Annotated in this window: 10 protein-coding genes and 1 pseudogene; 5 read left to right on the forward strand and 6 right to left on the reverse strand. The window is 44.2% G+C overall.

Going from position 1 to position 14,117, the window contains the following annotated elements:
• Positions 1–12 precede the first annotated feature (12 nt).
• The 3 genes from DFP97_RS10305 (at position 13) to DFP97_RS10320 (ending at position 3,700) form a co-directional block, all read left to right on the forward strand.
• The gene (locus DFP97_RS10305; protein ID WP_114379900.1) at positions 13–987 is read left to right on the forward strand and encodes a glycosyltransferase family 2 protein; all 975 of its coding nucleotides are present in this window, start codon (positions 13–15) and stop codon (positions 985–987) included.
• A gap of 174 nt (positions 988–1,161) precedes the next feature.
• Positions 1,162–2,340: a metallophosphoesterase family protein gene (locus DFP97_RS10310; protein ID WP_245976065.1), complete on the forward strand. Its 1,179-nt coding sequence runs from the start codon at positions 1,162–1,164 to the stop codon at positions 2,338–2,340.
• A gap of 934 nt (positions 2,341–3,274) precedes the next feature.
• On the forward strand, positions 3,275–3,700 hold the full coding sequence (locus DFP97_RS10320) for a GNAT family N-acetyltransferase (RefSeq protein WP_245976067.1): 426 nt from the start codon (positions 3,275–3,277) through the stop codon (positions 3,698–3,700).
• A 205-nt stretch (positions 3,701–3,905) separates the two neighbouring features.
• Here DFP97_RS10320 and DFP97_RS32095 read toward each other — a convergent pair.
• The 4 genes and pseudogenes from DFP97_RS32095 to DFP97_RS10340 all read right to left on the reverse strand — a co-directional run bounded on the left by DFP97_RS32095 (position 3,906) and on the right by DFP97_RS10340 (position 7,999).
• Positions 3,906–4,403, reverse strand: a pseudogene (locus tag DFP97_RS32095) (GNAT family N-acetyltransferase).
• 65 nt (positions 4,404–4,468) lie between these two features.
• Entirely contained in the window at positions 4,469–5,080 is a 612-nt protein-coding gene (locus tag DFP97_RS10330) for an alpha/beta fold hydrolase (protein ID WP_114379903.1), read from the reverse strand.
• 102 nt (positions 5,081–5,182) lie between these two features.
• Entirely contained in the window at positions 5,183–6,334 is a 1,152-nt protein-coding gene (locus DFP97_RS10335) for a cation:proton antiporter (protein ID WP_114379945.1), read from the reverse strand.
• 837 nt (positions 6,335–7,171) lie between these two features.
• Positions 7,172–7,999, reverse strand: coding sequence for a helix-turn-helix transcriptional regulator (locus DFP97_RS10340; protein ID WP_114379904.1), 828 nt, complete (start codon positions 7,997–7,999; stop codon positions 7,172–7,174).
• A 155-nt stretch (positions 8,000–8,154) separates the two neighbouring features.
• Here DFP97_RS10340 and DFP97_RS10345 point away from each other — a divergent pair, with 155 nt between their 5' ends.
• Positions 8,155–9,078 carry an MBL fold metallo-hydrolase gene (locus tag DFP97_RS10345; RefSeq protein WP_114379905.1) on the forward strand — a complete coding sequence of 308 codons (924 nt, stop codon included), beginning with the start codon at positions 8,155–8,157 and terminating at the stop codon, positions 9,076–9,078.
• A gap of 348 nt (positions 9,079–9,426) precedes the next feature.
• On the opposite strand, the gene DFP97_RS10350 is transcribed toward DFP97_RS10345, so the two are convergent.
• A complete protein-coding gene (locus DFP97_RS10350) occupies positions 9,427–10,212 on the reverse strand; it encodes a hypothetical protein (RefSeq protein ID WP_114379906.1) in 786 nt (261 codons plus the stop codon).
• A gap of 1,054 nt (positions 10,213–11,266) precedes the next feature.
• On the opposite strand from DFP97_RS10350, the gene DFP97_RS10355 reads away from it, so the two are divergent.
• On the forward strand, positions 11,267–13,117 hold the full coding sequence (locus DFP97_RS10355) for an RCC1 domain-containing protein (RefSeq protein WP_245976068.1): 1,851 nt from the start codon (positions 11,267–11,269) through the stop codon (positions 13,115–13,117).
• Positions 13,118–13,519: 402 nt separating this feature from the next.
• Here the strand turns inward: DFP97_RS10355 and DFP97_RS10360 are convergent, their stop codons facing one another.
• Entirely contained in the window at positions 13,520–13,879 is a 360-nt protein-coding gene (locus DFP97_RS10360) for a VOC family protein (RefSeq protein ID WP_114379907.1), read from the reverse strand.
• Between the last annotated feature and the right edge of the window lie 238 nt (positions 13,880–14,117).

A 14,117-nucleotide genomic window follows, 5' to 3' on the forward strand; every position in this document is an offset into this window, starting at 1 on the left:
AGGCTGCTCTTGATGAAACGGCCGGTGCTAACGATTGTCGTCCCTTGTTATAACGAGGAGGAGGTGCTTGTAGAAACATTCCGGGAGCTGCGCGGGGTTCTCAATCATTTAATGCAAGAGCATTTAATCGCGGTAACCAGCAAGCTGTTGTTTGTAGACGATGGAAGCAAGGACCGGACGTGGTCTATGATTACAACGGAGCATGCTAATCATCCGGAAATCACCGGCTTAAAGCTGGCCCGGAATGTCGGTCACCAAAAAGCGCTGCTTGCGGGTTTGGAAGCGGCCGGCGCTCACTCCGATTGTGTCATCTCAATCGATGCCGATCTACAGGACGATATCAACGTCATACGTGATTTTGTGCTCAAGTTTCACGAAGGCTTCGATATCGTTTACGGCGTACGCGCCAGCCGAAAAACCGATACTTGGTTTAAACGCACATCGGCACTGACTTTTTATCGGATCATGACCCGGATTGGTATTCAATTGATTCCAAATCACGCAGATTTCCGGTTAATGTCCAAACGCGCGGTACTAGAATTATGCCGTTACGGTGAGACGAATGTATTCCTGCGGGGTATCGTGCCATTAATCGGTTACTCGATGACAAAGGTTTATTATGATCGAAAAGAGCGTTTTGCAGGACGTTCTAAATACAGTTTAAGAAAAATGCTGTCATTTGCATTAGATGGAATCGCATCATTCAGCGTGGCGCCGATCCGTTTCGTAAGTTCTGTCGGTTTTATTTTACTTATGGTGAGTATCGCTGCAGGTGCCTACGCACTTATTCAAAAATGGTTCGGAGAAACGAGAGCAGGCTGGACTTCGCTCATGATCTCCATTTGGTTTCTGGGTGGTCTTCAGCTGCTCGGAATAGGCATTATTGGGGAATACATTGGGAAAATCTTTATCGAGGTCAAATCCAGGCCAAAATATGCGGTGGAAATTGATCTATATTCCAACAAGTTCGAACCCGTTATCCGTTAGAAGGATAAATATGATCATTTCTAGAATATAAAGTAACGTATACTCATGTCCCAGGACCTGCGGCTTGCGGCTCATTTTGAGTGATTTACACGAATTTATCATGCCGAAAACATTTTAATAGATATCAACAGATACTATGAAAATGTGTTGAATAACTTTTCGGGAGGTATTCATTTGAGCAGCGGTAATGAAAAGAAAGGCATGAACAGGAAGGAATTTTTGAAACTCGGCGGTTTGAGTGCGCTGGCTTTGACGGCTGGAGCGGCAGGAGTTCCCTCGGATCTATTTTCCGGCACTGCTTTCGCGAAAGAAAATGACAAATCGAAAGAGATGCCGAATGGGGAAATCAAGCTTCATTTTAATTCCGACGGCACGTTCAAAATCGTTCAATTCAACGATACTCAGGACGACGAGGATATTGACCCGCGAACGGTAGAGCTTATGGAACGGGTGTTAGATGAGGAGAAACCTGGGTTTGTCGTTTTAAACGGGGATAACATAACCGGCGGAACAGATACGCCAGATGAAGTGAAGAAGGCGATTAATAACATTGCGGTGCCTATGGAAGAACGCGGAATCCCTTGGGCGATCACTTTCGGTAATCATGATGAAGATTCTACCCCGAACAGCGGCATAGATAATGAAGCAATGCTTCAAATTTATCGCTCTTATAAATACAACAGGAATGAGAACAGTGTGAAAGGCATCTCCGGTGCTGGGAATATGAATTTGCTGATCGGCGGTCACAACAGCAAAAATCCCGTTTTTAACATGTGGCTGCTGGACAGCGGCCGATACGCGCCGAAGGAAATCGCAGGACAAAATTTCGAAGGATATCCGACTTGGGATTGGTTGAAGAACAACCAAGTCAACTGGTATTACGAAACATCTGTCGCACTTGAGAAGCAGAACGGCCGTAAAATTCCATCACTCGTGTTCATCCATATCCCGCTGTGGGAATTCCGGTTTATGTGGTTCGCCAGCGTTGATGGCAGAACAGATGCCGATCATGCAAGAGCCGTAGCAAAACACGGCATCGTAGGGGAGCGGAACGAGGAAGAATGCCCTGGCCCGATTAACAGCGGCATGTTCTCGGCTATTCTCGAACGCGGTGACGTCAAAGGTGTATTTTGCGGACATGACCATGTCAACACATACTCCGGCAATTATTATGGCGTCACGCTCGGATATTGCGGAAATACCGGTTTCGGCACTTATGGGCTTGAAGGTGCTGAGCGCAACAGGCTGCGCGGCGCCCGGGTGTACAATCTTCAAGACACCGGTAACGATGTCAAAGTCGACACCCATTTAGTGTTCGCGAAAGATTACGGCATTGATTTAACTGCGGATTAATATATCCGTGAAATTCATAGGAATCAGCAAAAAAGTAGATCTGCCCTTGTCGACCGTGACGAGGGACAGATCTTCCTTTTCATAGTCGGTACAAATCTTCTATCCTTATCTTTAATTGAGAATTTCGATGTTCTAAAAAGCTTTCCGTTATCCATCCAATAATTCCAATCGGAGCTTCAAAAATCAATTTGTCCTTCATTAATGTCTTTCCATCATGTTCTTCAAATAAATGTTCGTGTTTTAAACTCTTAAAGGCACCCTAGTAGCCTGAAAGGTTACGATTTCTTATCACGCAAAGGATACTCTTCTTTGATAGTCCAATTCTTAAACTGCAAAAATCTTACAGTGTTGAGTGTTATTGATAACAATACTAATCCTCCAATCAAGATAAATAATGTTGCATTAGCACTTTCATTTCTGAATGCTTCAAAACCGTTCATAAACAACGGAACAACTATAACTAATCCTGCAAATATGTATATGTATCTTCTGAATTTTGATTTATTTATTTTTTCCATATAGTGGTGGTAGCATGTTTTGCATATTACTGTCTTCCTTTTGCCGACCAGCATTAAGCACTCGTTACAATAATCTTTACTGCAAAATGGACAGCTTTTTTCGTGTTCTATGTTTTTATGAACAAAACATGATTTCATTTAAATATCCCCTTTAATGTTCACATACAGTAATCATTCATCAAGAATATGTTACTACATAAAGGTATTAACAAGAAGGTGTTTACTGAACAGGCTGCCAATCGGTAGCCTGTTATCATTGAACTATGTACCCTTACCGTTAGCTTAATAAAAAGAACAGGCTAACGCAGTACTTGCCCATCCATGTGTTATTCAACTATTACCTGATAGTTGAACATTGGTTGGCCCTTCCTCTATAATTTACCTTTTACCTAACTAAATCTATAATTAAAACAAAAGTGGACTGGGGGCCGAACACGCTTGACGACACACGAGCATTCATCGAGAACGTTATTGCCTCTCAAAGTGAGTATCCAAGAAATCAATTTACGGTTGCAATTGTGGTCAAAGAATCAAATTCGTTAATTGGAGCGAGCAGTATAATCAAGAAAGAAGTATTACAAGGTGAAGTGGGTTACGTCCTGAATCGAGACTATTGGGATCATGGTTTTGCCCCCGAGGCTGCTAAGGCTATGCTGAACTTCGGTTTTAAAGAACTGAAACTTCATCGCATATGTGCTACTTGCAGACCTGAAAACAAGGGCTCCTTTCGTGTAATGGAGAAACTCGGTATGCGCAAAGAAGGTCACTTCCGTGAACATCTATTTTTCAAAGAGAAATGGCACGATTCGTTTCTATATAGTATTTTGTCTTCGGAATATTAGTCTGAAGTAGCATTTCTGTAGCAAGAATTAATCACATTCTTTATGGAGTATTCTGCCAGTTACTTCAATGAGCATCAAAAAGGAGCTGTCCTCGCGGCAGCTCCCCCACTATCGTTCCCCGTTAGCTCAATTCGATGTTGCTCTTGTTCTTACTTCAAATAAATGCTGCAATCCAAACCATAACCAAACGTTCTTCTCGATATCGTTATATCTTCCTTGCTTTATTATAATGTATACCATAGATGCAAAGCGATTTCCCATTTTTAATAATTTCTCTTTCAAATTTCATGCCATTTTTCTCGGCTACTCGTATGGATGAAATATTCCTCTTGTCAATTTGTGAAACCAAGTGTTCATATCCAAGTGAATTAAAACCATAGTCTTTGCAGGCAATCGCACACTCTGATGCTAATCCTTGCCCCCAATGTTTTCTGAGAAACAGATAACCAACTTCAATTTCTAGTTCATCCTCAATGATTTGTGGAATTAAACCACATTGACCTACAAATTGTCAGTTTGCTTTAAGTTCTGCTATCCATAAACCAATGCCATGATTTGCATAGTTATTTTGTGTCCATTCAATCCATTTCAGTGTTTCATCTCTACTTTTAGTTGAACGATAATATGTCATTGCAACTGGATCAGAGAAGATTTGCAACAAATTATCAGTGTCACTTTGCGCTGATCCCCCAATCGGAATTATATATACTTGATTCGTGAGGCCACCTCATTTGGATTGGAAAGCACGCTGCTGAGTACGATAAACAATCAAGAAACCCGATAAGAGCGTTGTCGGTTATTCATTTTACATAATGCTTCAGTGGAATGGTCGTCAAGCCGTTTCCGAACTTCCGAAAATGGGAGTTTAGAGAAGGAAGATACCATCATTCTGAATGTTGGCTTTGGCATAAGGGTATTCATCGCCGCAAGTATCTTCCATGTTCTTTTTTCGGTTTCGGGCTTGAAAATACGCTTCGCTATTTTGTATTCCTTATCCTCAGGTACATGCCACGGCTTTGTAACCGCACACTGAAGCGTGAGACTGACAACCCGATCAGGAAACATGGAGGAAAATGCGATTCCGGTAGGTCCCCCTGCTGAAACTGTGATAACATGGACTTTCTCGATGGTAAGATGATCCAATAATAATTTATAAATGTGGCAGGCTTCTCCCAAATCCGTAGTCGGGGATGTATGGCCGTATCCTGCGCGAGAAGGAGTAATAATGGAATATCCTGAAGTTAGCAATCTCTGATAACCGAATCCCTCATGACAGCTCGAATGGCCGCCATGGAATAGTAATATAGGGACTCCTTTTCCGATAACCGAATATTCTAAGTTAGTATCTCCGGAATTGAATATGCCAATTTCCCGGTTCAAGAGATCTCACCTCTCTAAATGTACTTCTTTATGAAATGAGGTTACATAATTTTTCACCGAAATGAATGAAGAAACGATAAGGGTGCTCCCGAAGGATCCGCCTCAGCTATGATCTCGCATTTCACTCTGCTCACGCAGGATCATCTTCAACAAGAAGGGTGTGACCAAAGTCGTCAAGATCACCACAATGACTAATACCGTGAAGTAATCGCGATTTAATAGTCCGCTTTCCAGTCCAATTGTCGCGATAATCAAGGCCACTTCCCCGCGTGATACCATCCCTGATCCAATTCCTAACGAGGAACGAGTCGAGAATCCCGTCAGTCTTGCTCCTAATCCAGCTCCGACCAACTTGGTGAGAATAGCAATGACGGTTAGAATTGCGATCAAACCCAGTTGATCCTCCAAACCTTGAAACGATACAGTAAAACCGACACTAACGAAAAAGATGGGCACGAAAATGGCATAGGCGATCGGCTCCAGTTTATGTTCGACTTCTTCTTTATACGTAGTTTGGGAAACTGCCAATCCTGCTGCGAATGCACCGATAATACCAGCAACACCTAACTCTTCAGCGACAAAAGCCAGGAAAAAACAGACGATTAATCCAGCGCTTATAACAGATTCCGTTACACGGAGCGGCGCCAACCATTTCATCAACCACTTTGCGCCCTTCCATATCATCAAACCGGCTACAACGAAAAAGATAAATTTTTTACTGATGACAAGAGTCAGATTGACTTCTTCTCCCCCAAAAATACTCATGACGAACGCAAGGAGAATCACTACAATGATATCGTCGAGTATCGCAGCACCTAATATCGTGGTACTTTCGCGGCTCTTCAGCAGTTTGAGTTCCTTTAATGATTGAACCGATATGCTGACCGATGTCGCAGACAAAAGCAAACCTAAAAAGATGGCGTGAGAGGTCTCCATTCCTATTGCAGAACCAATCCAATAACCACCAAAAAAGGGGAGTAGGATACCGCCTAGAGCTACTGCAGTCGAGGATTTGTATGAACGTTTTAATTCGTTGATGTCTGTCTCTAGACCGGCAATAAACATTAACAGAAGCACTCCGATTTCGCTTAGTTCATCGATGATTTCCGAGTTTTCTACCCACCCTAACAAAGCAGGCCCGATTATTACTCCAATTACCAACTTTCCAACAACTGCTGGCTGCCCCAATCGCACGAAGAGATCACCGGCGAGTTTTGTTGCAAACAGAATGATGAGAATCGTTATAAAAAACATGTTATCCCTCCGTTTAATGATGAAGATGTTGATAATTTGCCCAAAAAAGACAAAAGGAACCCGCTGGTGTGCAGGCTCCTCCATTTAATACCGATATTCAATTCTTCCCATCGATGGTCGCTTATTACGATATCATGTTCTATGCAACATTTGCAACATCAATATTGGATTAGGATGAAGATTCTTATTTACTCACCCTAATTAGAATAGTATTAACTATTAAACTATCCTGCCAGTTCAATGAATGCAGCCAATTGGAATGGCTCACGTACCCGTTAGCATAGTTCTCAATTCACCTCGGGTCTCAGTTCCACCACTTCAGCAGTTCCATTCCAATCGACTCGCATCTTAATTAAGGAATCTTCGGCAGCAAAGGAACCATTCCCCCAAGAAGAACCCAAATAATATATACCAGTTTTTTTGATTCGCCATTGGACAAAGTGTGACTTCCACTTCCGCTTCCAACGCCTTCTGTAGTGTACGAGTAACTTAGCTCTCCTTTGGGTCATGGATTCTGTCCAATGTACTTTAATAACATCCTAGATATTATGGTTATCATAATCTTTTGTACACGACATAAACTGCTGCCCAGCTATCACTATGTCCCTTGTACTCATAGAGAAAGTCTATATTTTTAACATTATAAATTTCGAGAACTCATTTTTCTCAATACCGTTATAATAATTATTTTTCGTTGTACAACCATTAAAAAATGGAGCATCTACACAGCGGTAGCATGCTCCACTATCGTACCCGATAACATTAATGATTTCCGAGAATACTTGGTACCCCATTGATCAAGTAGTAATCGCTCCATCGTTAGTAACGACATCCACTTCAGCCGGAGGCAAAATAACGTGCTAGCTTATCACGTGTATCCTTAAACGGGGGGTAAATCATCATTTTGACATCGGGATCGCTGAGGACTTGCAGCGTCATATGCTCAAATTCCAAACGTCCTAGTACCGGATGCTCAATCTCTATGTAACCGTCAAGCACGCTGCGCGCGTCGTGCTCTAGCCACCAAAGGCAAAAATCAGGGCTAACCTGCTTCAAGTCCTCAATCAGTTGATCGAACGAGGGATCCTTCAAATAGCGGGCTCTTGCCGTATGGAATTCCGCCACCACGCCCCCCGCCATTTGCTGCCACGCCCGGAAACGCTCCTTGATGATCGGACTCGTGAAGAAATGCCAAAGCAGATTAAGGTCATGCGGCGGATTCGGATGAGATATGGCGAAAACCTCCTCGGCCGCTTTATTCCACGTCAGGTAGTCCCACCGGTAGCCGATTACGTAGGCCGGAGTTGGGCTCAATTCGTCGATCACCTGCTGATATAGAGGACGGACGGTTCTGTCCGCAGGAGCCGATTGAGGAGGGAGCGCTTGTCCGGATAAAGAAAATAGATGTCGCCGTTCATCGCGAGTCAGCTTTAGCGCTTCAGACAGGCTTTCCAGCACTTGCGGCGAGGGATTGATATCGCGCCCTTGTTCCAGCCATGTATACCAGGAAACCCCGACATGGGCCAGCTGAGCAACTTCTTCCCTGCGTAACCCCGGCTTCCTGCGCTGACCGTAAGATGGAAGCCCCACCTCATCCGGTGATAATCCGGATCGCCGCTTGCGCAAAAAATCACCGAGGAGCTTACGGCGCTCGCTATCGTTCATTTCAATTCCTCCTAACTGTGACTGAGAGACCTATGATCAAGCAGCCCACGTTCCGCCTGCACAATCCCTTTATAATTCAATATAGCAAGCACATCATAACGGATTCAACAACGATGAGGAACACAGCTTAAAAAAAATACAAAGGAGTCGATTCTATGCCTATGGATTTGTTTGGCGAAAATCCGGATGAACGATCTGCCGGAGTTTATCGTTTATCAATCGGGCATTTTACATGCCTCGTGATAAATGACGAGGTTGGTTACACCTTGCCCACGTCCCTCATTACCAATGCGACCCGTGAGGAGGTGTCCGCCGCTCTTAGCGCGCATGCATTACCTGCCGACCAGGTCCCTATGCAAATCAGCGCGGTATACATCCATAACGGAGAGCGTCAAATTCTTATCGATACAGGGTTAGGACATTTGCCCGGACCTGGTGGCAGCGTGGATTACGTCGGTAAGATTCGTTCGAATTTGCAGGCGTTCGGCATAGCCCCTGAAGCAATCGATACGATCATTCTCTCCCACGCTCATAGCGATCATTTAGGCGGCATCTTTGACGAAGAGGGACAGTTTTCTTATCCAAATGCCCGGTATGTGCTGACGCAATCAGAGTGGAGATTTTGGATGGAACAGCCTGATTTAAGCTCTCTTGCCTTTCCTGAGACCTTTAAGCAAAGAACGATACAGTCAACTCAAAAAATGCTCACCCGCCTTGAGCCGAAAATGACCTTGATCGAAGACGAAAAAGAGATATTTCCAGGAATTGCTGCAGTTCCTGCGAAAGGAGAAACGCCGGGGCACAGCGCATTCCTTGTTACCTCTGGCGGAGAGTCGCTGCTTGTCGTCGGAGACGCTTGGCCACACTATAAATTGACCTTGGAACACCCCGATTGGCTTACCGTATTCGATCTGGACCCGGGGCAAACCGTTCGAACCCGGCACTCGCTGCTCAACCGTGCAGCCGATGAAAAGCTGCTTGTACATGCATATCATTTTCCATGGCCAAGCTTGGGACGCGTCGTAATAAGTGGGAAGAATTGGGCATGGGAGCCTATCCACGGTGAAGCTCTTTTGTAGAAGAGAGCTTTTGTTGCTTTAGTCGTCCAGTACCGAGTTGCAGTGCCTTCGCGCGTGCCGCATTGTGCCGTGCCCAGACGCGGATCGTTTATTTTTATGCAGTTTCCGCAATTCCTCGTTCCGAATATTACTGCCCGATAGCTTAAATGAGGTTGCCCGTCCCGCGGTAGCCTCATGGTGTTGGTTTGGAACTATCGTACCCGTTAGCTTAACAAGGTCGAAGTGATATACTGCATTTTATCCATTTAATTTCTTAAACCCACAGAAGTCAAACAATGCATATAAAATCTCTAAGCTGCGCAATGGTGAAGCTTCTATTTCTTCTTGTTCCAAAATATCTAGTGCTATTCACGCATCACGATGTGTTTTATTGAAGAAACCGTTTTCCAGACCAAAACAACCTTTTCCGATTGCGTAGCCGAAAGCAATACACCTATTACGTTTTATGCTTGTGGGGTTGCCTGCCGACTTCTTCCATGCCCACAACTTAGATAGTTCGACTATATAATTACAATCATCATAGAACCAGTCGTGGTCCCATGTGAAAAAGCCATTTAAACTTAGATCTTTAAGAAGGTCTCGAACTACAAAGGCATAATTTGAACCGTTTGTCAGGTCATATCCCATTCTATTTCGAATTGTAGGTAAATGAAGTACAACTGGTTTTACAAATAGAGGGTCGGAATTCCAAAAGCCGTAATCACACTTTAAAGAGTTATCTGGAAGGTATAATATTTCTTTTATCACATCACTTTCACTAACTACAGGAAAGTCTGTAATTTCCCGTATGGGCTTATTTCTTATTACATCTTGGTATGCATCCCAATAGCCGCTTTCATCATCTATTTTAAGTTTTTTGAAATGCGGCTTGATTTCAAAAAACAATTTGACAACTTGTTCATGAATTTCCGTAGGTGCATAACCAGTCTTTGTACAACCTGAAAACTTCAACTTATCGTTAAAAACAAATGATAACGATTCACATTTAGGGTGTGGAATTACAATTATATTATTTTTATCTATCGCATCAATCTTCCAATTGTTTTCATTTGAGTACAGTTCTACTCGACTGAGTATGCTACTTACGCTTTCAGGTGATGATGCAGCACCTTCGTAATGAATTGATAAACCCAATTTTAAGACCTCCCGAATAACCACATTTCAATAAACTCGACTATTTTCACCGCCAATTATTCCATAGATTTGGACGCAAAAAATAAGCAAATGTTGCGCTAATCTGTCCGTTACTTCAATGAGCATCAAAAAGGAGCTGTCCTCGCGACAGCTCCCCCACTATCGTACCCGTTAGCTTAATCGCGGATAAAGTTTTCACTAACCAATATCATCTTCAAACCCTGCTCCCAGGAAATAACAAAAGGACGATATTCCCACAGAAACTAAGGTTGTAAAGAGAACAAAGGGGTATATTTCAAAAGGGTTGTAAACGAACAGTAGAAGCCAATCGTTATCTGATTCCGAACCTTCGTAATGAACCTTCCCTTCCCTACATAACCCAAAATAAGCCCCCTAGTAGTCGCCCATAGCCTGAAACTTTCAGGAATTACAAACGTTTGGTTAATTTTGTAATTTAACCCCAAAAGGAGTATTCAATACGAATATATTGTAGTATATTGTTATTCAAATTGAATAACCTTCCTCATTTTTACCGAAAGAAACAACATAGACATGAATTCCCGTAAGGGCCTCAGATAACGATCTTTCGGTATTCTGCTGAATGTTATTCTTTTCAGACCCTGCCTTCTCAACTACACCATGTTTTACTGTCAATTCGACACAACAAGGGGGTGTTTAATCAAAACAAGTTTAAAACGAAATACCGATGGATAGTCAACAAACACGAACCGCTTTGATCTGCTTTGAAACCCTTCACAAACGTGGAATCAGTCGAGGTATGCAAGAGATGAAATCTCCATTGATCAGCTGGGCCCAGACGGATCGGTGGTGTACACGGTGCGCTACGGGAAGTTGAATTACACCAAAACGTACCTTTATTCATCAATCGGATAAACATGTGCGTGTGTCCAGCGGTACAGAGTTCCAATACCGGAATGGCGTCTGGTACCGGATGACTAGCAATTCGTTGTTCACCATTCAAGTGCAATGAGTACATTCATAGATTTTCGTAATATGGTAGATTCAAGGTAAAAAATAATGGGAGTGAAGATTGATGAAACGACGGTTTATGCTTTTGGTTTGTGGATTTCTAATACTGACACTGCTTCTGCCCTTTCAGGCAGCCGCCGCTGAGGCCGGTTCCGCGGTGGTAGCAGAGAGTTCGAATTCGGGCGTAACGATGGTTGCAGCAGGACGGTTTCATAGTCTAGCTCTTAAAGAGGACGGAACCGTCTGGGCGTGGGGAAATAGTTTTACACTGGGCAACGGAACCCCGTATTCCAGTGCCACTCCCGTTCAGGCAAAAGATCTCGATTCGGTGACCGCCGTAGCCGCAGGTGGAGATCATAGTTTAGCGCTCAAAAGCGACGGAACCGTCTGGGCGTGGGGAGAGAATGAGTATGGTGTACTCGGCGAAGACCCATCTAGAACAAGTTGGCGTCTAACCCCCGTTCAAGTGCAGGGTCTCAGTTCGGTAGTCGCCATCTCTGCGAGCTTTACACATAATTTGGCGCTCAAAAGCGACGGAACCGTTTGGGCGTGGGGAATGAATAACGCTGGGCAACTCGGCAATGGAACAACGTCAGACATTTATACTTCCTTCTACACTCCATCTCAGGTGCAAGGTCTCGATTCGGTGACCGCCGTAGCTGCGGGTCCTGGCATTAGTTTGGCGGTCAAAAGCGACGGAACCCTCTGGGCGTGGGGAGGTACGGTCGGCGATGGAACAACTGATCGCCATTCTACCCCCGTTCAAGTGCAGGGTCTCAGTTCGGTAGTCTCCTTCGATGCGGGCGATAGTCGTTTCGTGGTCAAAAGCGACGGAACCGTCTGGGCGTGGGGATGGAATGGTTATGGCCAACTCGGCGATGGAACAACCACAACCCGCTATACCCCTGTTCAATTGCAGCAACTCGGTTCGGTAGCCGCCTTCGCTGCGGACGAATGGCATAGTTTGGCGATTAAAAGCGATGGAACCGTCTGGGAATGGGGATGCAATTCGAAAGGCAGCGAATGTTACGAATCTGACATTCATACCACTCCTGTTCAAGTGCAAGATCTCAGTTCGGCGGTAGACATAGCTGCGGGTTTTGAGCATAGTTTGGCGGTCAAAAGCGACGGAACCGTCTGGGCGTGGGGAAATAATGGTTCTGGTCAACTGGGCGATGCAGCAAGGAATTACCATTCTACTCCCGTACAAGTTCTAGGACTTGGCGAGTCCAGTCCCAACACTCCTGAAGCGCCGAAGTGGCCTGAAGGCGACGTACTGACGGCTACCGATCCGACCTATAACAGCGTACAGCTGAATTGGCAGCCGGCCACAGATGATACGGGTGTATACAAGTACTTTGTATACAAAGACAATGCGCTGCTGGCTGCCCTGGACGGGGACATGAACAGCTATGAAGTGAAGGGGCTGTCTCCAAATTCGTCCTACCTCTTTTCTCTAGTCGCCATCGATGCCTATGACAACCAAAGTGTGAAAAAAGAAGTGACGGTCACTACTGCAGCATATACGGCTCCCGGCTCTTTTCAGCTTTCCGATTCCAAAAATTATTCATACGGCGGATCCAATTATGAGTTTTTGTTATATTACGGGTACATTTCGTCCTCAGGACAAGAGTTGAGTGGATCTTGGAGCCCCCCTGAAGGTTTTCATGGAGTCGTTAAGGTCTCCATGGTTTCCCCAGAAGGGGAAGATTATGACCTTAGTCTGGAGACCGTGGGCGAGGGTAACCGATTGCCGGAAGATACGACGTTACTCACAGGTGGCACCGAGTACAGTGCTGCCGAGGTGCCCGGAGGTTACAGAGCGGAGTGGAGAGTTAAGGGACATACGGGCAATGATTTTAGTCCGGATAAGAAAGTTTTCGTCTATGTGAGCATCAAATACGACAATCACTGAAGATATTGCTATGTATTCGGAAACTTAATGATCGGCCGCGGGATCGCCCCGCGGCCTTTTTTACACCCCGGAAAACCGCCGGATTCCATTCGGAATTTTTAACGGGATTGGATGAAGATGAAAGCCCCCTCTAAAAAAATACTCCTTTGTTTTTTGCTTTTGTCCTCGGCATGGCAAATGGAGCATACGTAATAAATGTCATAGCATGGGTTTACGGCATTTGGTTGGCAGGACCCCAGTCTAATCGGCGGAAACTCATCCACGCTTATTGTGATGAAATCCTCCGGTTGGCTGCGGCCAGTACTTCAAAGAAAGAAGCAGAGTGCCGTGGCTCTGCTTCTTTCAACTATCGTACTCGTTAGTTGAACGGATCTACGGATTGTCTGTATCTTTAGTTTATATTTATTGTTGTTCGGTTATATGCCAGAGAACGCCTGCAGGGTCTATAAGATGGACGGCGTGCTTACCATATGGTTGGATTTGAGGGGGCTTGGCTCTAATGTTATATTCCTCAACTACCCCGGTATTTTGAATATACTGCCACCATGCATCCAAGTCCTGCACACATAATTCCAACATATAGTTATTTTGCAATTCTGCGTTATGAAAGTTTTGTAAATGAAATTCCGTTTCGTCAACCTTGAATATAGTAAGTTCATCACTGGAGAAGATTTTTTCAAATCCAAGGTCTGAATAGAACTGGACGGCAAGTGGGTAATCTGTACCTGACGGAATAAAAGGACGTAATTTAAGTGCTTTCATTAAAGTGATTTCATCTCCTTAAGAAATTACTTTATGGGTGCCATATGCCTACTTTGCTCTTTGTCTATGATATTTTCAAGAAAACTGTGCGTTATGCCCTTCCTACGTCAACCTCATCTGGTGATTGTTGTTAAGCTATAGTTTCCGTTAGCTTAATCGACCGGCCGTGAAATTCGCTTTCGTTTTAATTTGCGGATAAGTTTATCAAGAGCCGTGCCTACTATAAAGAAAAAAATCA

Origin of the sequence: Paenibacillus prosopidis (genome assembly GCF_003337375.1) — a bacterium.
Taxonomy (GTDB): Bacteria; Bacillota; Bacilli; order Paenibacillales; family Paenibacillaceae; genus Pristimantibacillus; species Pristimantibacillus prosopidis.